19 protein-coding genes are annotated in these 22,261 nt (G+C 73.4%); 1 reads left to right on the plus strand and 18 read right to left on the minus strand.

Going from position 1 to position 22,261, the window contains the following annotated elements; genetic code table 11:
- Window positions 1–43: 43 nt before the first annotated feature.
- Both IEY20_RS12470 and IEY20_RS12475 read right to left on the minus strand, forming a co-directional pair.
- Entirely contained in the window at window positions 44–4,513 is a 4,470-nt protein-coding gene (locus tag IEY20_RS12470) for a type VII secretion EssC family protein (RefSeq protein ID WP_188889187.1), read from the minus strand.
- A 122-nt stretch (window positions 4,514–4,635) separates the two neighbouring features.
- The gene (locus tag IEY20_RS12475; RefSeq protein ID WP_307839744.1) at window positions 4,636–5,307 is read right to left on the minus strand and encodes an oxidoreductase; all 672 of its coding nucleotides are present in this window, start codon (window positions 5,305–5,307) and stop codon (window positions 4,636–4,638) included.
- On the opposite strand from IEY20_RS12475, the gene IEY20_RS12480 reads away from it, so the two are divergent.
- On the plus strand, window positions 5,299–5,487 hold the full coding sequence (locus IEY20_RS12480) for a hypothetical protein (RefSeq protein ID WP_188889200.1): 189 nt from the start codon (window positions 5,299–5,301) through the stop codon (window positions 5,485–5,487). The genes IEY20_RS12475 and IEY20_RS12480 overlap by 9 nt on opposite strands.
- A 26-nt stretch (window positions 5,488–5,513) precedes the next feature.
- Here the strand turns inward: IEY20_RS12480 and IEY20_RS12485 are convergent, their stop codons facing one another.
- The 16 genes from IEY20_RS12485 to IEY20_RS12560 form a co-directional block, all read right to left on the minus strand.
- Complete coding sequence (locus IEY20_RS12485) at window positions 5,514–6,020, minus strand: hypothetical protein (protein WP_229728043.1); 507 nt, start codon at window positions 6,018–6,020, stop codon at window positions 5,514–5,516.
- A 205-nt stretch (window positions 6,021–6,225) separates the two neighbouring features.
- Entirely contained in the window at window positions 6,226–6,831 is a 606-nt protein-coding gene (locus IEY20_RS12490; RefSeq protein WP_175328224.1) for a hypothetical protein, read from the minus strand.
- Between the two features lie 83 nt (window positions 6,832–6,914).
- Window positions 6,915–7,523 (minus strand): hypothetical protein, encoded by a 609-nt coding sequence (locus tag IEY20_RS12495; protein WP_175328225.1) that lies wholly within the window; start codon window positions 7,521–7,523, stop codon window positions 6,915–6,917.
- A gap of 15 nt (window positions 7,524–7,538) precedes the next feature.
- Window positions 7,539–9,065 (minus strand): ribosome biogenesis GTPase Der, encoded by a 1,527-nt coding sequence (gene der, locus IEY20_RS12500; protein WP_022904847.1) that lies wholly within the window; start codon window positions 9,063–9,065, stop codon window positions 7,539–7,541.
- A 40-nt stretch (window positions 9,066–9,105) separates the two neighbouring features.
- On the minus strand, window positions 9,106–9,792 hold the full coding sequence (gene cmk / locus IEY20_RS12505) for a (d)CMP kinase (RefSeq protein WP_188889198.1): 687 nt from the start codon (window positions 9,790–9,792) through the stop codon (window positions 9,106–9,108).
- 182 nt (window positions 9,793–9,974) lie between these two features.
- A complete protein-coding gene (locus IEY20_RS12510) occupies window positions 9,975–11,099 on the minus strand; it encodes a prephenate dehydrogenase (protein WP_175328227.1) in 1,125 nt (374 codons plus the stop codon).
- 83 nt (window positions 11,100–11,182) lie between these two features.
- Entirely contained in the window at window positions 11,183–13,522 is a 2,340-nt protein-coding gene (locus IEY20_RS12515; protein ID WP_175328228.1) for an Ig-like domain-containing protein, read from the minus strand.
- Window positions 13,523–13,625: 103 nt separating this feature from the next.
- A complete protein-coding gene (locus IEY20_RS17140) occupies window positions 13,626–14,369 on the minus strand; it encodes a pseudouridine synthase (protein WP_229728046.1) in 744 nt (247 codons plus the stop codon).
- A 1,180-nt stretch (window positions 14,370–15,549) separates the two neighbouring features.
- The gene (gene scpB / locus IEY20_RS12525; protein WP_175328249.1) at window positions 15,550–16,170 is read right to left on the minus strand and encodes an SMC-Scp complex subunit ScpB; all 621 of its coding nucleotides are present in this window, start codon (window positions 16,168–16,170) and stop codon (window positions 15,550–15,552) included.
- A gap of 79 nt (window positions 16,171–16,249) precedes the next feature.
- Entirely contained in the window at window positions 16,250–17,104 is an 855-nt protein-coding gene (locus IEY20_RS12530) for a segregation and condensation protein A (protein WP_022905069.1), read from the minus strand.
- A complete protein-coding gene (locus tag IEY20_RS12535; protein WP_022905070.1) occupies window positions 17,088–17,975 on the minus strand; it encodes a ParA family protein in 888 nt (295 codons plus the stop codon). The genes IEY20_RS12530 and IEY20_RS12535 overlap by 17 nt, the downstream gene beginning before the upstream one ends.
- A 146-nt stretch (window positions 17,976–18,121) precedes the next feature.
- The gene (locus IEY20_RS12540) at window positions 18,122–18,976 is read right to left on the minus strand and encodes an SseB family protein (RefSeq protein WP_372378690.1); all 855 of its coding nucleotides are present in this window, start codon (window positions 18,974–18,976) and stop codon (window positions 18,122–18,124) included.
- A 5-nt stretch (window positions 18,977–18,981) separates the two neighbouring features.
- Window positions 18,982–19,728 carry a bifunctional 1-(5-phosphoribosyl)-5-((5-phosphoribosylamino)methylideneamino)imidazole-4-carboxamide isomerase/phosphoribosylanthranilate isomerase PriA gene (priA, locus tag IEY20_RS12545; protein WP_175328230.1) on the minus strand — a complete coding sequence of 249 codons (747 nt, stop codon included), beginning with the start codon at window positions 19,726–19,728 and terminating at the stop codon, window positions 18,982–18,984.
- A 94-nt stretch (window positions 19,729–19,822) separates the two neighbouring features.
- Complete coding sequence (gene hisH, locus IEY20_RS12550; RefSeq protein ID WP_175328231.1) at window positions 19,823–20,458, minus strand: imidazole glycerol phosphate synthase subunit HisH; 636 nt, start codon at window positions 20,456–20,458, stop codon at window positions 19,823–19,825.
- Window positions 20,455–21,057, minus strand: a complete 603-nt coding sequence (gene hisB, locus IEY20_RS12555) for an imidazoleglycerol-phosphate dehydratase HisB (protein ID WP_175328232.1) — start codon at window positions 21,055–21,057, stop codon at window positions 20,455–20,457. Before hisB ends, hisH begins: the two co-directional genes overlap by 4 nt.
- Complete coding sequence (locus IEY20_RS12560) at window positions 21,054–22,178, minus strand: histidinol-phosphate transaminase (protein ID WP_175328233.1); 1,125 nt, start codon at window positions 22,176–22,178, stop codon at window positions 21,054–21,056. Before IEY20_RS12560 ends, hisB begins: the two co-directional genes overlap by 4 nt.
- Window positions 22,179–22,261: the final 83 nt, after the last annotated feature.

Below are 22,261 nucleotides of genomic sequence, written 5' to 3' on the forward strand. Positions count from 1 at the left end.
CACCAACTGAAATTTCCTCGCGCACGCTATGTCTAGCCCCCCGTCAGCGGGGTACGGCGATGTCCTCGGTGTGGGCGACCTGCACCCGGGTGATGCGCCCGGAATCGACCATGATGCCGCGTCCGACCGGGAAGTCCGACCGGGTGACCCGGGGGAACGCGGTCCGGAACAGCGTGAGCCCGTCGGTCTCCTCCGGCTGCAGGGCGATGCCGGCGCGGGCGGTCTTCAGCTCGGCGAAGAGTTGCCACGCGCTGGGCGCCGTCACCGTGTCCGCCTCGGCGAGGACGAACACGCCCGCCCGTCGCGCGGCCTTGATGAGCCGTGCGACCTGGCCCTCGGCGGGCAGCCCCTCGAAGTCGCCGACGTTCTCGATCACGACGACCGGCTCGACCGCACCTGATGACACACCGCCCTCGAGCCCCGCCGCCAGTTCCGCTGCGAGAGTCTCGGCGGACTCGCCGTCGGTCGAGACGGAGGCCCAGTCGGTGGCGTCCCGGAGCGACGACCGACGACCGACGATGAGGTGCGCCGGCCGCTCGGGCCAGGTCGACCGGACCGAGCGGATGAGCGTGCGCATCGTGGTGCTGCGTCCGGAGCCGAACGGTCCCGTGACGACGAACAGGCCGTCGGTCGGGATGCCGATCGGAGCGAGGGTGTCGTCCGCGAGCCCGATGGTCGGCCGCCCGGCGACGGACACCGGCAGCGCTGCCGGGTCCACGACGGTCGGCAGCGTCCGGATCGGCTGCGCGTCGACGACACCGCGCGCGCGGAGTCCGTCAGCGAGCGCCACGATCGCCGCGTCCTGGCGTCCGAGGTCCGCGGTGCCCCCGGGCACCCCGATCTGCACCTCGTGGTCGTCGACGAGCGCGCGCCCGGGGACGGCGTCCTCGAGCACGTCGGCCGGCACGTCCGCCGCGTGGTACTCGAGCTCGCTCGCCAGTCGCAGCACGACGCGCTCCCCCACCGCCGCCTGCAGGTTGGTCGGGAACGCCCCGAGACGGTCGGCGGACATCACGAGGTGGACGCCGAGGGCCCGTCCGGTCGCGGCGATCCCGACGACCTGGTCGAAGACCTGGGTCGCTCCCGGGCGGAACTCGTACTCGGCGCGGAACGCACCCATCCCGTCGACGAGCACCAGGATGCGCGGCTCAGCCAGGCCCGTCGCGGCGCGGTACTCGGTGAGGTTCGCCGCTCGGGCGGCGGCGAAGCGGGTCGAGCGGTCCGCGATGGTCGCGCTGAGGTCGGCCAGGAGGCGCGTGATGCGTTCGTCGTCCGGCCCGCTGATGACGGTGCCGACGGTGGGCAGCCCCTCGAGCACGCTCAGCCCGCCACCGCCGAAGTCGAGTCCGGTGATGTCGACGGGGAACCGGTCCGCGACCGCGGAGGCCGCGACGGCGAGGGCGCGCAACGCCTGGGACTTGCCGGTGCCGCCGGCGCCGAGGACGGCGAGGTTCCCGACCACGTCGAGGTCGACGACGAAGGGGGTCTGCTGCTGCGCTTCCGGCACGTCGACGGTCCCGACCACGAGCCGTGCCCCGTCGGACGCCGGGAGTGCGGCGAGGTCGACCGTGTCGGGCAGCTGGTCGAGCCAGGGCTTGCGCGGCACCGCGAGCGCACGGGCGTCGGCGGCACGCGCGATGGTGGTGGCGAGGCGCTCGATGTCCTTCTTCCGGGTGGTGTCACTCGGTGCTCGGACGCCGCTCGGCCAGACGGAGCCGGGGCCGAACGGGAGGTCCTGCACCTCGACGTCGGACTCGTGGACGGCGTCGTCGGACCGTCCGCCGAGGTACGCGGTCTGGAAGTCGACCACGCGACCGGGCCCGGTCTTCGCCGCGGCACGACCGGGCGTCCCCGGGTCGAAGAAGGCGGCGTCGGACACCCCGAGCACGTCCTCGCTGTCGACGGGGTCGGCGACGCGGAGCGCGATGCGGAGGTTCGTGTTGGCACGGAGGGAGTCCTTGATGACCCCGCTCGGCCGCTGCGTGGCCATGACGAGGTGCAGGCCGAGCGACCGGCCCCGCTGCGCGACGTCGATCACGCCGTCGATGAACTCCGGGATCTCGGTGGCGAGGGCGGCGAACTCGTCGATGACGATCACGAGCGCGGGCGGTGCGGCCGGGTCGCCGCGCTGTTCAAGGGTGACGAGGTCCTTCGCGCCGCGCTCGTTGAGCAGGTGCTCGCGGTACCGGAGCTCGGCGCGCAGGGACGTCAGCGCCCGCCGGACGAGGTGCGGGGTGAGGTCCGTGACGAGCCCGACCGTGTGCGGGAGACCGACGCACTCCGCGAACGCGGCGCCGCCCTTGTAGTCGACGAGCAGGAATGTGACGCGGTCGGGCGCGTACTCCGCCGCCATGCCCATGATCCAGGTCTGGAGGAACTCGCTCTTGCCGGACCCGGTCGTGCCACCGACGAGCGCGTGCGGCCCCTGCACGCGGAGGTCGAGGGCCATCGGTTCGCTCGGCCCCTGGCCGACGACGGCGCGGATGCCCCCGGACTCGCGTCCGGCTCCGGGGACCCAGTCCGCGGTGAGGCTGTCGTTCTTCGACCACCGGCTCACGACGGCTGCCGGGTCGCCGGCGAGGTCGCCTTCGTACAGGTCGAGGAACGCGACGCTGTGCGGCAGGTCGGTCTCGTCCAGTACCCGGGCCCCGCTGTCCCGCAGGGGTGCGACGGCCCGCGCGACGGTCGCCGCCTCGATGCTGTCGACCCGGTCGAGGCGGTCGAGCGCGACGGAGAGACCCGACCGCACGAACCCGACCGTCACGGTGCCGGTGGCGCGGTCGAGCACGACGGCGGTGCGGCACGCTGCCGGCAGCGCCTGCAGGGTCGGGGCGAGCCACAGGACGTGCACGCCGTAGTCGGGCCCCTCCTCGGCGAGCGCGACGAGCCGCGCCCGGTCCGCGGGGGCCTCGGCGGTGACGAGCACCACGACGGCCGGCACCGCGGGCAGCCGCTCGACGGCTCCGCCGTGCTCTTCGTCGAGTGCCCGGTCCTCGTCGATGCGGGAGCGCACGCGCGCACCACGACCGATCCCGGCGGCGCGGCGGGTGACGACGAGGCCCTCGAGTTCGGCGAGCAGGGCCGACGCGCCCGCGAAGTCGCGGACCAACCCCGGCGACCGGATCGGGCTGTACGGCGAGTCGACGTGCGGCAGCCACTTGAGCCAGGACCACTGCTCCGTGGTGGCACCACCGGCGAAGGCGGTCAGGACGAGGTCGGCGGGGCTGTGCAGGCCGACGAGCTGCACCACGAGGGACCGTGCGACGTCGTCGGCGGCGAGCCCGGTGCCCGCGACCCCGATCGCGCCGGCGCGCTCGAACGTCTCGACGACGGGGACCGGCCCGACCGTCGCGTACTCGTCGGCCAGGGCCTCGGCGCGGTTCCAGTCGTCGACGCTGCCGGAGTTCTTCGACGGCAGGGTCACGGTGGACCGGGAGGGCTGCGTGCCGGCGCCGAAACGGACCTCGAGGAAGGTGGTGTGCTCGGGCTTCCGCGTCCAGAGGAGCGTGCTGCGCTCGCGCATCGCGGCGGTCACGGCGGTCGGGTCCGGCGATTCGGCGACGCGGGCCTCGAGCTCGTGCTCCCGCTCGGCGGCGAGTCTGCCGCGGGCGTCGCGCAGGGACTCCTCGAAGCGCTCCCGCTCGTCGCGCTTCCGCCGTCGCGTCTGGACCCGCTGGTCGATCCACGTGCCGATCATGATGATCGGCGACAGCGCGATGAAGACCAGCGTGTACGGCTGCTTGGTGACGAGGAAGAGCACCCCGCCGAGGATGATCGGCGCGAGGATCGCGATGACGGGCAACCGCGGCTTCTCCCCCGGGACGGGGATCTCCGGCAGGGTGACGTGCTTGCCGCGGTACGCGGGCTCGACCCGGGGCGAGCGCGAGAACTCGGTGTCGTCGGGGGTGGTCCCCGGTGCCGTCGGCGTGACCGTTCCGGTCGCCGACGTGCCCGGCAGCGGCGCGATGCGCAGGGTCGTCCCGCCGAGCTGGACCACGTTGGTGGGGTCGAGGAACGACCGCGCGACGAGACGGCCGTCGACGGCGACGCCGTTCGCGGAGTTGAGGTCGACGACCTCGACCGTGTCGCCGACGGTGATGGCGGCGTGCCGGCGGGACACCTGGCCGTCGTCGGCGAGGGAGACCTGCGCCATGGCGTCGCGGCCGACCAGGTTCACCCCGCGCGACAGCAGGTACTCGTGGCCGGCCTCGGGCCCGGTCAGCACCTGGAGGAGGGCCGCGGGCGCGTCCTCGACGTCGTCACCGCGGCGGCGGTCGGTCGCTGCGACGACCTCGACGCGGCAGCCGGAGCGGAGCGAGGACTCGTGCACGGTCGCGGACGGGTTGAGCAACCGTGCCTGCACCCGACCCGGCGCCCAGACGCGCAGGGTCAGCGGGACACCGTCGGCCGCGGAACGCCCGCCGGCGAGTCGCTCGGCGAGACTGCCGATCGTGGCGGTCACGTCCGCGGTCACGACGACGTCCCGCTCGGTCCCCGACCCTGAAATGGTCACCTTGAGTTTCACACTCCACCCCCACCGCCATCGTAGAGGGACGCACCGACGTCCGCACACGACGGCCGGGAGGCCCGTGGCGGCGCCGCCACGGGCCTCCCGGCCGGTCCGGGGTCACCCCGTCAGGCCGCGCCGATCGCGTCCAGCTCGGCCACCGCGTCCGCCGGCAGGGCGAAGCCCGCCGACGCGACGTTGTCGCGGAGGTGCGCGACCGAGGAGGTGCCCGGGATGAGCAGCAGGTTCGGCGAGCGCTGCAGCAGCCACGACAGGGCCACGGTGAGCCGGGTGACGCCGAGCCGTCCCGCGACCCGGTCGAGCGCACCGGACTGGATCGGCGAGAAGCCGCCGAGCGGGAAGTAGGGCACGTAGGCGATGCCCTGGGCGGCCGTGGCGTCCACGAGCGCGTCGTCCTCGCGACGGGCGATGTTGTACATGTTCTGGACGCACACCACCGGGGCGATCGTCTGCGCCTCCGCCAGCTGTTCGGCGCTGACGGTGGAGAGCCCGAGGTGCCGGATGAGTCCCTGCTGCTGGAGCTCGGCGAGCGCCTCGAACTGCCGTGCGATGCTGCCGGGCTCGGGCGCGTCGAAGCCGCCCATCCGGAGGTTCACGACGTCGAGTTGCTCGAGACCGAGGTTCCGGAGGTTGTCGTGCACCTGCTCGACGAGCTCGTGCGGCTCGCGGGCGTGCGGCCACCCGCCCTGCTCGTCACGGCGGGCGCCGACCTTCGTCACCAGGTGGAGGTCGTCCGGGTACGGGTGCAGTGCCTCGGTGCTGCCGTCCGGATGTGGCACCCGGAGGTCGGCGACCTCGAGCTCCGGCGTGAGAAGTACGGCATCGGGGGCACCGACGGGCAGCTCCTCGTGGTGCACCACGCGGAGTCGGGCTCGGCGTCGGCCGAGGGGCTCGCGGTCCTGGCGTCGATCGCTGCTTCACGGGTCGCGGGGCCGAGTGCGCCGTACCCCCTCGACTGACCGGGGGTCCGCACGGTCACACGTCCCTACGGTCGGACGGGCTTCGGGAACGCCGATCGCATGTGGTCCGAGGTGAGCACGTCACCGATGCCGATCATCAGCAACGAGAACACGATCTGCTCGATCACCATCCAGAACGGGTAGAGCCCCGGGATCGCCGCGACGACGAGCGTGACGATCGGGAAGATCCGGCTGAACAGCCGCAGCCGCTGGTACGCCCAGTAGTACCCGAGCTGCGCGCGCCACGCGAAGACGTAGAGCGTCAGCGTGATGAGCAGGACGACGGTCGCACGGAACCACACCGCCCACGGCACCGTCGCACCCGCCCGGGTGAGCAGCACGGCGACGACGATCGCGGTGAGGCCGACGACGGTCTCGGCGACGAGCAGCCACCGGATCCACCGGAAGGACCGGACGGTGTCGGGGTGCTCGAGCATGTCCTCGCGGATGACGTAGCCGCCCTGTCGGCCACCGGCGAGACGGTCGAGCCGGAGGCGGCACCACAGCCGGTCGGCGAGGTCTGGGACGGTCACCCCACCATGGTGCCGCATCCGACGGGGCGGGCGCGCACCGTGCCTCCCGTCCGGCGGTCGTGGCAGCGGCCTGGAGGCGCGGGGCGGGTCCGCCACGTGACCTGCGTTCGTCGGGCGGCGCGGGTCCGCCACCTGGCCAGCGTTCGTCGTGCGGCGCGGGTCCGCCGTGTGCCCGCGTGCCGCGGATCGCGACCGGTCCGCCGATTCAGACCGGCAGCAGGACGGCGGTGGCGACGGTGCGGCCGTCCCGGTCCCGCAGCTCCAGGGTCGTGACCGGGTCCGGCAGCCGGTCGGCATCGGCCGCGGTGAGGACGAACCCCACGCCGCGCACGCCCGACGTGACGGTGCCCAGCTCGACGACGGCACGGTCGTCGGCGGTGAGGACGGCGGTCGACGCCGTCCTCGGGAGTCGTGCGGTGCCGACGACGGTGATGGTCAGGGTGTCGCCGTCCGAGGCGAGGACCGCGACGTGTCCGATCCGCCGGCCGTCCGACGACCGCAGCGGCCCGGCGACGGGCGGGACGCGGCGCCACCAGGCGTCCGTCCCCGCGCGCGGGCCGGCCGAACGCTCCGCGGGCTCACCGTCCGGGGACCCGGCGTCCGCAGGCGCTCCCAGCCGGTTCGTCGGGCCGAGCCACCCGGGCGCAGGCGACGCGGTCGCCGCACTCGCTTTGCTCTCGGCGTCCGAGCCGGAGCCGCGCGTGGTCGCTCCACCGTCCGGAGCACCCCCGACGACGACGACGGCGGTGGTCGCGACGGCCGCGAGCAGCACGCCCGCTCCCCCGGCGAGGAACCACCGACCGCGGTTCATCGTTCGGCACGCTCGCGGTGCGCGGGGCAACGGGACGTGACGGTCACGGCCCCATGCTGCCGCATCCGACGGCGGGGCGGGGCTCAGTCGGCCGGGAGGAGTGCTGCGCCGCCGAGGACCTCGCCGTCGAGCGCCGGGTCGTCGGAGACGCGGAGCACCACCACCGAGCGCACATCCGCCGGGAGCCGGTCCGGGTCGTCCACGCGGAACTCGACCGTCGACGGGACCCGGTGGCGGGCGTCCGTGTCGACCTGCACCGTACCGACCGTCGCGGCGCCGCGCTGCTCGGACCAGTAGCCGCGCCGTTCGCCGATCACCGTGCCCGCGGACAGGACCACCCGCGCCTCGCCGGGACCGCCGGACCCCTCGGCCGTCGCCCATGCGAGGTTGAAGTGGTCGATCCGGACGGTCAGGGCATGGTCCCCCGCGCGCACGATCGTGACGTGGCCGGCGGCGTACCGGTTGATCGGCAGGAGGTCCCCCTCGACCGGCGGCACCCGCTCCCACCACGGCGCGGTCGGGTCGACCCCGGCGTCGACCGGCGTCGCCGCGGGCGTGCTCGTGCGGTGCGGATCGTCCGGCGGGCGCGAGGACACGACCGCCAGGGCCGCACCCGCCACCACGAACGCGACGACACCCGCCGCCAGGGCCACCCGTCGCGGGGTGACCCGTCGGCGGCGGGCGTCGGACATCGCGGTGCCGGTCGGCTAGCGCTTCCGCCGCTCGCGGACCCGCATGTTGACGTTGATCGGCGTACCCGCGAAGCCCCAGACCTCGCGGAGGCGTCGGGTGATGAACCGGCGGTACTGCGGGTCGAGGAAGCCGGTCGTGAACAGCACGAACGTCGGCGGCTGGCTCGACGCCTGCGTGCCGAAGAGGATGCGCGGCTGCTTGCCCCCGCGGACCGGGTGCGGGTGCTCCTGGACGAGCTCGGCGATGAAGGCGTTGACCTTGCCGGTCGGGATGCGGGTGTCCCACGAGTCGAGGGCGGTCTCGAGCGCCGGCACGAGCTTCTCGAGGTGCCGACCCGTGCGCGCCGAGATGTTGACGCGCGGCGCCCATGCGACGTGCGCGAGGTCCTGCTCGATCTCGCGCTCCAGGTAGCGACGGCGGTCGTCGTCGAGGAGGTCCCACTTGTTGTACGCGAGCACCAGCGCACGGCCCGACTCGAGCACGAGGTCGATGATGCGGAGGTCCTGCACGGAGATCGGCTCGGTGACGTCGAGGACGACCACGGCGACCTCGGCCTTCTCGAGCGCCGCGGTGGTGCGGAGCGACGCGTAGAAGTCGGCGCCCTGCTGCAGGTGGACGCGCTTCCGGATGCCGGCGGTGTCGACGAAGCGCCACACCCGCCCGCCGAGCTCGACCTGCTCGTCCACCGGGTCGCGGGTGGTGCCGGACAGTTCGTTCACGACGACCCGCTCCTCACCGGCGGCCTTGTTGAGCAGCGAGCTCTTGCCGACGTTCGGGCGGCCGAGGATCGCGACGCGACGGGGGCCGCCGACTTCCTGCTTGGCGACCGCGGACGTGTCCGGCAGGGTCTTCACGATGAGGTCGAGGAGGTCCGCGACGCCGCGGCCGTGCAGCGCCGAGACCGGGTGCGGCTCGCCGAGGCCGAGGTTCCAGAGCTCGTAGGCGTCGAGGTCGCGGCGGTCGTCGTCGGACTTGTTCGCCACGACGATGACCGGACGGTCGGTGCCGCGGAGCATCTTCACGACGTGCTCGTCGGTGGCGGTGATGCCGACCGTGACGTCCACGACGAAGAGCACCGCGTCGGCGAGGTCGATCGCGACCTCGGCCTGCGCGGCCACCGAGGCGTTGATGCCCTTGGCGTCGGGCTCCCACCCGCCGGTGTCGACGAGCGTGAAGCGCTTGTCGTTCCACTCGGCCTTGTAGCTCACCCGGTCGCGCGTGACGCCCGGGGTGTCCTGCACGACTGCCTCGCGGCGGCCGAGGATGCGGTTCACGAGCTGCGACTTGCCGACGTTCGGCCGACCGACGATCGCGAGGACCGGCAGTGCCGGCAGGAAGTAGGTGCCGTCCTCGCCGATCTGCCCCGCTTCGAGGAGCGCGAGGTCCTCGTCGTCGAGCTCGTAGTCCTCGAGGCCGGCGCGGAGCGCGGTCGTCCGCTGCTCCGCCTCGGTGTCGTCGAGTCCGGCGAGTCGCTCGCCGAGGGCGGCGTCGTACTCGGGGAATTCGTCGTTCGCCGGGTTGTCGTTGTCCAGCTGCGCCATGGTGTGGGTTCCTCGCGTGCGGCGCGGTGGCCGCGGGTGATCAGTTCGTGGCCGTGCTTCGGGCCAGCTCGACGACCGCCTGCACGGTCTGGTCGAAGTCGAGGTCGGTGGAGTCGAGCGTCGTGACGCCGTCCGCGGCGTTCATGAAGTCGACGACCTTCGCGTCCGCGGCGTCCCGACGGGCGAGTGCAGCGGAGGTCTCGGCGGCCGACTGGGTCGTGACCTCGGCCGAGCGCCTGGCCATCCTAACCGACTCGTCCGCGGTCAGCAGGATGCGGACCTCGGCGTCGGGTGCGACCACGGTGGTGATGTCGCGTCCTTCGGTGATGATGCCCCGGGCGTCCGCGCGGCGCATGACCTGGCGGAAGAGCTGGACGAGCCGCTGCCGGACCTCGGGCAGCTTGGCGATGTGGGCGACCGCGGCCGTGACCTCGGGCGTGCGGATGGCGTCCGTGACGTCGGTGCCGGCCACGCGGACGAAGTAGTCGTCCGGGTCGGTGCCGATCTCGTAGTCGAACGTGTCCCAGCTCGCGAGCACGGCCGCGGCGTCGTCGAGGTCGACCCGCTGCTGCAGGGCGTGCCAGGCGAGCGCACGGTAGGCCGCCCCGGTGTCCTGGTACCCGAAGCCGAGCGCGCGGGCCGCAGCCCGGGAGACGCTCGACTTGCCGCTGCCCGCGGGCCCGTCGACCGCGATGACGAACTTCGCGACGAAGGCGCCGTCGGGCAGGCCCGACGGCACCGGCGCGCTGGTCGAACCCGGCTCGCCGCCGCCCTGGCCGTCGAGACCGCCGGCGAGGTCGCCGCCGCCGAGGGGCCCTGGCTGGTCGCCCGGGGCCGGGAGCCCGGAGTCGGGACCGTCCGGGCCGCCCGTGACCCCGGAGTCCTGCACTGGTCGGTTCGTGTCGTCGTTCAGGCCCATGCTGCTGCGATCCTCCATCCGCGCTCCTCGAGTCGCTCGACGAGTCGCTGTTCTTGCTCGGGCACGACCGACACCTCGACGATGCCGATCTGCGCGCCCGGTGAGTGCTCGAGGCGCATGTCCTCGAGGTTGATGCCGATCTCCCCGATGAACGTGAGGAGCGCGGCGATCTGCCCGGGGGTGTCGTCGACGAGGACGACGACCTGGGCGAAGCGCTTCGAGGTGCCGTGCTTCCCCGGCAGCCGTTCGACCCCGCGGTTGCCCGCCGCGATCGCCTCGGCCAGGGTACGCGGGGAGCCCGAGGCGTGCGGGTCGTCGAGGGCCGCGAGCACCCGGTCGAGGTCGTCGCGGAGGTCGGCGAGCACCGGACGGATCCGTGTGGCGTTCGCGCCGATGATCTGCACCCAGAGCCCCGGGTCGCTCGCGGCGATCCGGGTCACGTCGCGGACGCCGCCACCCGCGAGCCCGAGCGACCCGTCGGGGGCGTCACGCAGGCGGGCAGCCATGAGGGTCGAGACGAGCTGGGGCGTGTGCGAGACGTACGCCACCGCGAGGTCGTGCGACTCGGGATCCATCGGCACCACCGTCGCACCGAGGTCGAGCGCCAGGTCCTCCACCACGGCGGCGCGCTGGTAGGTGATGTCGTCGTGCCCGGCGATCACCCACGGTTGCCCGACGAAGAGGTCGGCGCGCGCGGCGGTCGGCCCGCTGCGCTCCCGTCCGGCCATCGGGTGCGAGCCGATGTACCGCGAGACGTCGGCCCCGGCGGCCCGCAGTGCTGCGAGCGGCCCGGACTTCACGCTCGCGACGTCCGTCACCACGGCGTCCGGGTAGGCCGTGAGCTCCCGCTCGACGACGGTCGCGACGACGTCCGGCGGGACCGCCACGACGACGAGCTCGGGGGCGTCACCCGCCGCTGGGGGCCGACCAGCGCCGTAGTCGACGGCGAGCGCCAGGGCGGCGGGCGACACGTCGTCGAGGACCACGTCGACGCCCTGCTCGCGGAGCGCCAGACCGATCGAGGCGCCGAGGAGCCCGGCGCCGACGATGCGCACGGGTCCGCGGAGCCGCCGGTGGATGTCCGGTCCGGCGAGCGGGGCGAGGGCGTCGGTCACCCGCCAAGCCTACCGACCACGCCCAGCGGCACCCCGAACGTCGATCGTGCGGGGTGCCGCTGTCCTCGGGTACCGGGTCGGGTTCAGCGACCCGGCCAGCGCGTGGTGAAGCGCAGCTCGACGGGTGCGTTCACCGCGTCGGTGACCCGCACGTGGCTGGCGCCCTCGCGGAGCGGGAGGGTCTGCTGCCACGCCCCGTACGCATCCACCTGGAACCCGCGCACCGTGCCGTCGCGGAGGTCCACGATGCCGCCGTACGCGCCGGGCGCCGCCGTCCCGCTGAACCGCACGCCCGGGTTCGTGAAGTCGGGGTCGGCGTCGACGGTGCTGCCCTCGGTCGGCGTGGTGATGCGGAGCTGGGAGCCGGTGTCGGACGCCACGGTGAAGGACACGTCGACGTCCCCGTACAGTCCGACGATCCGCGCGGTGTGCTGCCCCTGCGGGAACAACACGTCCGGGATGGTCCACGTGCCGTCGGCCCGGACGACCGTGCTGGCGACGCGGTCGCCACCGGGGACGCGCACGGCGAGCTGGTCGCCGGGCGAGGCGGTCCCGCTGAACGTGACGTACCCGTGGTCGGGCGTGATCGTCGCCCCGGCTTCCGGCGAGGTCACGGTGATCGGGCGCAGGTCGCTCTCGAGCCGGACCCGTTCGGTGCGCGCGTCGGCGGAACCGGGCCGCTGCACGACCGCCGCGTCGTAGCGCTGCCCGACGGTCAGCCGCAGGTCGGCGCCCGCGATGCGCCAGGTGCCGTCCGGGCGGGCCGTGGTGTCCGTGTGCCCGGTGTCGTCGCCGGCGGTGGGCTGGAAGCGGACGACGGCGCCGGGGGTGCCGGTGCCGGTGATCGCCGGCTTGCTGCGTTCGGTGAAGCGCAGGGCGTCCGGGATCGTCAGCGCGAAGGGACGGTCACCGGCGTCGAGGAACCGTGCGCTCCACTCGCCGCCCGCGTCCACGATGGTGTGCACGGTCTTCCCGCCGAGCTCGAGCGCGACCTCGGCCCCGGGCTCCCCGGTGCCGACGACCTCGGACCCCGGCGTGAGGGTCCCGCCCGTCGACGGCGAGAGGATCCGCACGGGCGCGCCGTAGTCCGCCGTCACGTCGTCCTGCGCGACGACCTCGCCGTCCGAACGTTCGACGACCCGGAGGTCCTTCCGCCCGCTGGCGTCCGGTGCGCCGACCTCGACCTCGAAGTGACCGCGGGCGTCGGTCGTCGCCGTCCCGACGGCCGCACCGTCCGTCGCGCGGACCTCGATCGTCGATCCGGGCTCGGCGTCGCCCTCGACGTAGGCGGACTCGGCCGCATCGGCCGGGAACACGACGTCGGCGTCGAGCGAGGCGGCCCGGACGGCGACGGGCACGACGGTGCGCTGTCCGCCGACGCCGGCCATCTCGAGGACGACCGACGACGTCGCTGCCCGCTTCGCCCGGTCCACCGTGACGTCGATCGTCCAGGTCCCGTCGCGCCCGACCTCAACCGGGTCGGCCCGACCACCCGTGACGACCCGGACCGCGGCACCGGGGTCGCCCGTCCCGGAGATCGACGTGGTCCCGTCGACCCCGACCGGCGTCGTGTCCGACGCGGCGCTGATGCCGGCACCGTAGGACACGGTCCCCCAGCTCCGCTCGCGGACGGTCTGCCCGGTGGACACCGTGACGAGGACGTCGAGCTCGGTGACACCCCGGGGCGGGGAGTCGATGTGCGCTTCCCACGCACCCGTGGCGTCGGTGAACACGGTGCCCCGGACCAGGCTGGCGCCCCTGCGGTCGGTGACGAGGACGGTGCTCGACGGCGCGGTCCGGCCTCGGAGGACCGCGCGGTCGTTCGGGTCGTTCGTCGTCGGGGACGTCACGTCGAACGTCGTCGGCGGGACGGCGTCCGCGAAGCCGGTCTCGATGCCGAAGTCCGCGCCGGTGGCCGAGGCAGTGGCGGCGAGCCCGGCCGTGCCGTCGACACGGGCGGTCTCGTTGCCGAGCGCGTAGCCGTACGGCGAGGTGATCCGGCCGTCGGTGACGGTCCAGTTCGAGGCGGCGACACCGCAGCGGTCCTTGCTGATGCCGGCGCCGACCGTGCCGGCGGTGGTCTGGCCGAGGTACAGGCAGTACCCGAACGAGGCACCGCCCGCGACGATCTTGGCGAAGCCGTTGGCGTCCGGGATGAGGGAGAACGGGGTGAGCCCCGCATCGGCCGCGGCGGCGGGACTGGGGTACTCCCGCAGCTCGGAGCGGTCGGGCGCGCCGGTCCAGGCGAGGGTGGTGCCGTCGTCACTCGGGACGGCGAGCGTGAACTCGGTCGGCAGGGGCTGGCGGGGGACGTCCGTCTGCGCGGCAGCGGCCGGCGAGGACGTGAGGGCGATCCCCGTCGCAGCAGCGGCGAGCGCGAAGGCTCCCGTTGCCGCGACGGATCGTCGGGTGAGCGTGTTCATGATCACTTTCTGGGGTCGGACGAAGCGACATGACCCTAGATCGTGAATATGAAATACTTCCGATTGCGATGTGCTCGCGGTCGAGGGACTCCTCGGCGGCGACTCACTCGTCCGTCTGCGCGACTGCCTCCTGCCCGTGCCCCCGCGCGATGGCGAGCAGCTTCCCGAGCTCCACGGTCGACAACTCCCGCGTCCGCCCGATCGGCAGGGAGCCGAGCTGCAGCGGCCCGAACGACCTGCGCACGAGCTCGAGCACGGGGTGGCCGACCTCGTCGAGCATGCGCCGGACGATCCGGTTCCGGCCGGAGTGCAGCGTGATCTCGACGAGCGACTCACCGCGCGACGACTCGAGCAGCCGCACCTTGTCCGCGGCGATCGGCCCGTCCTCGAGCTCCACGCCGTCGAGCAGCCGCTGGACCGTCGCAGGGTTGACGTTCCCCTGCACCTTCGCGATGTAGGTCTTCGTCACGCCGAACGACGGGTGCGCGAGCACGTGCGCCAGGTCGCCGTCGTTCGTCAGCACGAGCAGGCCCGAGGTCTCCGCGTCGAGCCGGCCGACGTTGAACAGGCGCTCCTCGTACCGGTCGACGAACTCGGACAGGTCACGACGCCCACGCTCGTCCTGCAGGCTCGACACGATGCCGACCGGCTTGTTGAGCAGGACGTACCGCTTGGAGGTGTCGACCTGCACGGGCACGCCGTCCACCGCGATGGCGTCGGTCTCCGGGTCGACCCGACGCCCGAGGGCCTCGACGACCTCGCCGTTGACGGTCACCCGTCCCTCGACGATCAGGTTCTCCGCGACGCGGCGGGACGCCACGCCCGCAGCGGCGATCACCTTCTGCAGGCGCTCACCGTCGGCCTGGAGGCCCGGCTCGGCTCCGGCGGTCGCGGTCCCGTCGGCCGCGTCCCACTCGGGGATGATCGGACGCTCGGGCGTGCCCTCGAGCGGCTGCCCGTGTTCGTCACGGGTCCCCTCGGGCTGCGGGGTGGTCGCGCGGTCGGTGCTCCTCGGCGCGCTGGAGCGCGGGCCGCCCGAGCGCTGGCCGCCGGGACGCTGGCCGGACGCGTTCGGGCGGTCGCCGTTCCTCGCGGTCGTGGTGCCGCCGACGTACCGCCGGCCGTTGTGCCAGACGGTGCTCGGACGTCCGTCGGGTGCGCGGCGGTCCTCGCGGGCCGGGTCGCGGCGACGGTCGTCGTCGCGGCGGGGCGCACCCTGGCGGTCGTCGCGGCCGCGGTACCCACCGCGCTCGTCACGACGGTCGTCCCGGCCGCGGTACCCACCGCCCGACGTACCACGGTCGTCGCGGCCGCGGCACCCGCCGCGGTCGTCACGACGGTCGTCGCGCCCGCGGTACCCACCACGGTCGTCGTCGCGGCGCACGAAGCCCCCGCGGTCACCCTGGCGGCGATCGTCGTCGCGGCGCACGAAGCGGCCGCGGTCGCCGCCGGAGTGGTCGTCGCGGCCGCGGTACCCACCGCGGTCGTCCTCGCGGCGAGGCCCACCAGGTCGGTCGTCCCGGCCGCGGTAGCCACCGTCAGACGCGCCGCGGTCGTCCCGGCCCCGGTATCCACCGCCCGACGCACCACGGTCGTCACGACCGCGGTACCCGCCCGACGCACCACGGTCATCGCGTCCCCGGTACCCGCCCGACGCAGCACAGTCATCGCGTCCCCGGTACCCGCCCGACGCAGCACGGTCATCGCGGCCGCGGTAGCCGCTGTCAGACGCGCCACGGTCGTCCCGACCCCGGTACCCGCCCGACGCACCACGGTCATCGCGGCCCCGGTACCCACCGCCCGACGCACCACGGTCGTCCCGCCGCTCGTGGCCGCCGCGGTCCCCACGGTCGTCCCGCCCGCGGTACCCCCCGCGCTCCCCGCCGGACCGCTCGTCGCGGCCCCCGCCGCCGAACCGGCCACCGGCACGACCGGAGCCGGCGTCGCGGTCGCGTGACGCGCCTCCCGGCCGACCCGATCCGTCCCCGCGACCGGAGCCGCCCCGCGGGCCGCCTCGTCGTTCTTCCTCATACGCGGCCATCGGGGATCCCTTCGTTCTGCCCGAAGCCGTCGGCACCGTCGTCCAGGAGGGGCGAGATGAGCGGCAGCTCGTCGAGCGAGTTGATGCCGAGCTGCTGGAGCAGCAGGTCGGACGTGACGTAGTTGATGGCGCCGGTCTCGGCGTCCGTGAACGACTCCTCGATGAGGCCGCGGGCGACGAGCGTCCGCACGACGCCGTCGACGTTCACCGCCCGGATCGAGGCGATCTGGGAGCGGGTGATCGGCTGCTTGTACGCGACCACGGCGAGGGTCTCGAGCGCCGCCTGGGACAGCCGCGCGGGCCGTTCCGCCTCGACGAACTGCTCGACGACCTCGTCGAGCTCCTGCCGGACGTAGAAGCGCCAGCCGCCGCCGACCTCGCGGAGTTCGAAGCCGCGACGGATCGTGCCGTCGACACCGTCGAAGTCGGCGACGAGTCGCTCGATCGCCTGGCGGACCGCGGGCACGGGAGCACCGATCGCGGCGCCGAGCGCGACGAGCGACTGCGGTTCGTCGGCGATCATGAGGATCGCCTCGAGCTGCCGGTCGATGGGCAGCGCGGGCGCAGCGTGGTGCATCGCCTGCTCGATCGCCCGGGCGTCAGCCATCTCGTCCGCGCCGCCGGGTTCGGCGCTCGACGAGTCGTGCGCGTGTCCGTGCGACCGGCCGTGCGCGTGACCGTGCGCGTCATCCGTCATAGTCGGCTCCCAGGTTGGCGAGGCTCTCGTCGGACCAGTCCTCGGCGGTCCACCGCAGCAGCAGTTCCCCGAGCGGTTCCACCTGCTCGAACGTGATCGACGCGGTGCGGTACAGCTCGAGGATCGCGAGGAAACGAGCCACCACGATACCCGTCTCGTCGACGCCGGCGACCAGCTCGCGGAACGCGACGTCCTCGTCGGCGCGGGTCCGGAGGATCGAGACCACGATGGCCGCCTGCTCGCGGATGCTCACCAGCGGCGCGTGCAGGTGGTCGAGCCCCACGGTGGGGATCTCCCGCGGCGCGAACGCCAGGGTCGCCAGCGCGGCGAAGTCCTGCAGCGACAGGGTCCAGACGAGCTCGGGTGTCCGTGCCCGGAACCGTTCCTCGAGGCGGACGCTCCGCACGTGCCGGCGGGACTCGGTGCCCCAGCGTTCGCCGAACCAGTCCGCCGCCTGTTTGAACGCGCGGTACTGCAGGAGGCGCGCGAAGAGCAGGTCGCGGGCCTCGAGCAGGGCCACGTCCTCGGCGTCGACGAGCTCCCCCTGGGGCAGCAGCCCGGCGATCTTGAGGTCGAGCAGGGTGGCGGCGACGACGAGGAACTCGCTCGCCTCGTCGAGCTCGTCGGCGGATTCGGCCTGCCGGACGTACTGGATGAACTCCCCGGTCACCGCGCCGAGCGACACCTCGGTGATGTCGAGCTCGTGCTTCGTGATGAGCGAGAGCAGCAGGTCGAACGGCCCGTCGAAGTTCGACAGCCGGACCCGGAAGCCCGGCGCGGTCTGCGTCCCCGCCGGAGCGGGAGCGCCAGCAGCGGTGTCCTGCGGCTCAGGCGACGGCGCCACGCTCGACGAGCTCCCGTGCGAGCTGCCGGTACGCGTGCGCGGCGGCGTGGTCGGGCGCGGTCTGCGTGATCGGGCGAGCGGACACGGTCGCGTCCGGGAACTTCACCGTCCGGCCGATGACCGTGTCGAGCACCCGGTCGTCGAAGGTGTCCACGACGCGCTCCATGACCTCACGCGAGTGCAGCGTCCGCGAGTCGTACATCGTCGCGAGGATGCCGTCGAGGGTCAGCGCCGGGTTCAGGCGGTCCCGCACCTTGTCGATCGTCTCGATGAGCAGCGCCACACCGCGCAGCGCGAAGAACTCGCACTCGAGCGGGATGAGGACGCCGTGCGCTGCCGTGAGGGCGTTCACCGTGAGGAGGCCGAGCGACGGCTGGCAGTCGACGAGGATGACGTCGTAGTCGTGCTGCACCTTCCGCAGCACGCTCGCGAGGATCTGCTCGCGGGCCACCTCGTTGACCAGGTGGACCTCCGCTGCGGACAGGTCGATGTTCGCCGGGATGACGTCGAGGTACGGCGTGTTCGTCGGCTGGATGACCTCGTTCGGGTCCTTGATCGCCCCCATCAGCAGGTCGTAGACCGTGGGGATGTCGTGGGTGCGGACGCCGAGGCCCGCCGACAGCGCGCCCTGCGGATCGAAGTCGACCGCGAGGACCTTGCGCCCGTACTCGGCGAGCGCCGCGCCGAGGTTGATCGACGTCGTCGTCTTGCCGACGCCGCCCTTCTGGTTGCACAGCGCGATGATGCGCGCCGGCCCGTGTCCGTCGAGCTCCTCCGGGATCGCGAACTGCCGGACGGGACGCCCCGTCGGACCGATGGTGGTCGCGCCGGTTCCGGGGTTCGTCGTCGGGTTCGTGCTCACGTGCCCCATGCTACCGGCGACCGGCCGACGGCCCGGGTGCACCGCCGTGGCTGCGTCGCATCCGACGCGGCCCGCCCTGCGGGCGTGCACCGTGCCTCCCGACTGGTCCGTGCCCGGCACGGTGTGGGGGTGGCGACCGGGCCTGGAGGCGCGGATCACGCCGGGCGGAGAGCCACCCGCATGCTGTCCACGCGTTCGGCGATGAGCGGGTCCGCGGACCAGCGCGCCTGCAGGCGACCGACGAGCTCCTGCACCGCTGTCTGGTCGAGGCCGGGGACGAGCGCGAGCCCGGCCGTGAGCTCCGCGCCCTGGAAGCGTCCGAGCGGGTCGCCCGGGGCGAGCTCGACGCGGGCGACGGCGTGCTCCCCGGCGACGGAGCCCGCGAAGGCCTGCGCGACCTCGGGGTCCTCGAAGCAGGGCGTCCACGGCAGGTCCTGCCCGAGCGCCCACACCGCGGGGCGGCGGAGCACGAACTCGGTCGGCGCGGTCGGGTCGAGCACGACGAGCTGGGTCTCCTCGCTGGCTGCCGCCATCGCCACCCGGCGCGACTCGACCGGGACCGGACGGGCGGTCGGGTCCCAGGAGCGCATCGCCTCGACGGAGGTGAAGGCCGGCATCACGGCGCGACCGTCGGGGCCGGCGACGGTGACGATCGAGAGCTCCTGCGTCTTGTCGACGAGCTTGCCGGTGTCGGTGTGTCCGACGTCCCCGGCCTCGGCGACGAGCGGGATGAGGAGCCGCGCGGTCCGGAGCGCCGACACGACCGCGGCCTGCGTGGTCCCGTCCGCGACGGCCCGGATCGCGGCGACGAGTGCCGGGTCGGCGAGGCCGTCGTCCTCGGCGAACGCGGTGTCGTGGTGGTCGAACGTGCGACCCGCCCACGGCAGACCCGCGGAGTCGGCGGCACCGCCGGGCGTGTGGGCGTCGTCGTGCTCGTGCGCGTCGGGTCCGGTGCCGCGGCCGTTCTCGGGGTCCGGGCCGGTACCGCGGCCGTTCGAGATGCCCGACACGGTTGCTAGGCCGAGGCGATCTCGAGCGCGGCCGGGAGCGTGAACGCCCCGGAGTAGAGCGCCTTGCCGATGATCGCGCCCTCCAGGCCGAGGGGCACGAGCTCCCGGAGCGCCACCAGGTCGTCGAGGGTCGAGATCCCGCCGGAGGCCACGACGGGCTTGTCGGTGCGCTCGCACACCTGTCGGAGGAGGTCGACGTTGGGACCCTGCAGCGTGCCGTCCTTCGTCACGTCGGTCACGACGTAGCGCGCACAGCCCGCGGCCTCCAGGCGGTCGAGGACCTCCCACAGGTCGCCCGCGTCCTCCGTCCAGCCACGGCTGGCGAGGGTCGTCCCGCGGACGTCGAGGCCGACCGCGATCTGGTCGCCGTACTCGCCGATGACCCGGGCCGCCCACGCCGGGTCTTCGAGCGCGGCCGTCCCGAGGTTCACGCGGGCCGCGCCGGTGGCGAGGGCCGCCTCGAGCGAGGCGTCGTCGCGGATGCCGCCGGACAACTCCACCGCGACGCCCTCGACCTCGTCGATCGCGCGGGCGATGACCGCACGGTTGTCGCCTCGGCCGAACGCGGCGTCGAGGTCCACGAGGTGGATCCACTCCGCGCCCTGCTCACGCCACGTGCGGGCGGCCGAGACGGGGTCGCCGTAGGAGGTCTCACTGCCGGCCTCGCCCTGGGTGAGCCGGACGGCCTGGCCGTCGACGACGTCCACGGCGGGCAGGAGGACGAGGGGCTGGGATGCGGTGCGGTCGGTCATGGTCCTGTCGGGGTCGCGGTGTGCGTCGTGCTCGGGGCCGTGCGGTCATCGGGATCGGCGGTGCGGGCCGCCGCGCGTCGTGCCGACGGCTGGGTCAGAGGGTGTCCACCCAGTTGCGGAGGAGCTGGATGCCGGCCTCGCCGGACTTCTCCGGGTGGAACTGGGTGGCGGTGAGCGGGCCGTTCTCGACGGCGGCGACGAACCGCTGGCCGTGGTCCGCCCAGGTCAGGCGCGGTGCACGGAACGGGCCGTACGCCTCGAGCGGGAAGTCGGTCACGCCGTAGGAGTGCACGAAGTAGAACCGCTCGTCACGCAGCCCGTCGAACAGCACGGAGTCCTCCGGCGCCTCGACGGTGTTCCAGCCCATGTGCGGCAGGACCTCGGCCTGGATCTCCTGGACGGTCCCCGGCCACTGCCCGAGCCCCTCGACGTCGACACCGCGCTCGACCCCGCGGGAGAACAACACCTGCATGCCGACGCAGATGCCGAGCACCGGACGGCCCCCGGCGAGCCGGTGGTCGACGATCTCGCCGCCCTGGACGCTCTCGAGCTGGTCGATCACGGCGCCGAACGCGCCGACGCCCGGGACGAGCAGCCCGTCGGCGTCGAGTGCCGTGCGCTTGTCGGCGCTGAGGGTGACCGCGGCTCCGGCGCGCTCGAGGGCCTTGGCTGCCGAGTGGACGTTCCCCGAGCCGTAGTCGAGGACGACGACGTTCGGCTTCGCGGTCACAGTGTGCCCTTCGTGCTCGGGATGCCGTCGACGCGCGGGTCGAGCTCGACGGCCTTCCGCATCGCGCGGGCGAACGCCTTGAACTCGGCCTCGGCGATGTGGTGCGGGTCGCGACCGCCGAGCACACGGACGTGCACCGTGATGCCGGCGTTCACCGTGATGGCCTCGAACACGTGGCGGACGAGCGACCCGGTGAAGTGGCCGCCGATCCGGTGGAAGGCGAAGCCGTCGGGCTCCCCCGTGTGCACGAGGAACGGTCGGCCGGAGACGTCGACGACGGCCTGCGCGAGTGCCTCGTCGAGCGGGACGAGCGCGTCGCCGTACCGACCGATGCCGGAACGGTCGCCCAGGGCCTGGCGGAGCGCCTGCCCGAGCACGATGCCGGTGTCCTCGACGGTGTGGTGGGCGTCGATGTCGGTGTCGCCCGTCGACCGCACACGGAGGTCGATGAGCGAGTGCTTGCTGAACGCCGTCAGCATGTGGTCGAAGAACGGCACGCTCGTCGAGATGTCGGAGGAGCCGGTGCCGTCGAGGTCGAGCTCGAGCTCGATGCTCGACTCGCTCGTGCTCCGGCTGATCGAGGCGGTGCGGGCGGTCATGCCTCAACCCTAACCGGGGGCTGCACGGCGGCCACACGGCGCATCGCGTCGAGGAAGGCCGTCGTCTCCTCGGCCGTCCCCGCGCTCACCCGGAGGTGGTTCGGGATGCCGAGGTCGCGCACGATGACGTCCTGCTCGAGGAGCGCCTCGAACGCGGCGTGCGGGTCGGCCACGCCGCCGAACAGGACGAAGTTCGACCAGGACTCGTACGTCCGGTAGCCCATCGCCTGGAGCTCGGTCACCATCCGGTCGCGCTGCTGCTTGATGTCGTCGACCATCGCGAGCATCGCCGGGGCGTGTCGGAGCGCGGCGACCGCGGCCGCCTGCGTGAGGGCAGAGAGGTGGTACGGCAGCCGCACGAGCCGGATCGCGTCGATCACGGCGGGGTGCGCGGCGAGGTACCCGACGCGCGCGCCGGCGAACGCGAACGCCTTGCTCATCGTGCGGGAGACGACGAGTCGCTCACGACCCGGCAGGAGCGTCAGGGCGCTGGGCGCATCGTCCGGCATGAACTCCGCGTAGGCCTCGTCGACCATCACGATGCCGTCGGTCGCGTCGTAGGCCGCGGCGATGGTCTCGATGGGCAGGGGCGTGCCCGTGGGGTTGTTCGGCCCGCAGAGGAACACGATGTCCGGCTGGTGCTCGGCGATCGCCGCGGTGACCGTCTCGGGCGAGATCCCGAACTCGGCGTCGCGCTCCGCCGGGACCCAACGGGTTCCGGTCCCCGAGGCGAGGATCGAGTGCATCGAGTAGGTGGGCGGGAAGCCGAGGACGCTCCGCCCCGGGCCGCCGAACGCCTGGAGGAGCTGCTGCAGCACCTCGTTCGAGCCGTTCGCAGCCCAGAGGTGGTCCGGGGTCAGCAGCTGCTCGCCCTCGAGGCCCGCGTTGAGGTAGTCGGTGAGTGAACGGCGCAGCTCGGTGAACTCACGGTCGGGGTACCGGTTGACCGTGGCGAGGGCGTGCCGGATCGATTCGACGATGTCCTCAGCGACCTCGGCCGGCACCGGATGCGTGTTCTCGTTGACGTTCAACTGGACGCGCACATGCTTCTGCGGAGCACCGTAGGGGCTCTGCCCGCGCAGGTCGTCTCGGATCGGGAGGTCTTCGAGCGTGAATGCCACCGATCCATCGTAGGCCGCGACGGCACCACGGAGACCGGCCGTCCGGACGGTCACGCCGCTGCGGTCAGCGCGCGTCGGCGTCA

It is taken from the genome of Curtobacterium luteum (genome assembly GCF_014646995.1).
Classification (GTDB): Bacteria; Actinomycetota; Actinomycetes; order Actinomycetales; family Microbacteriaceae; genus Curtobacterium; species Curtobacterium luteum.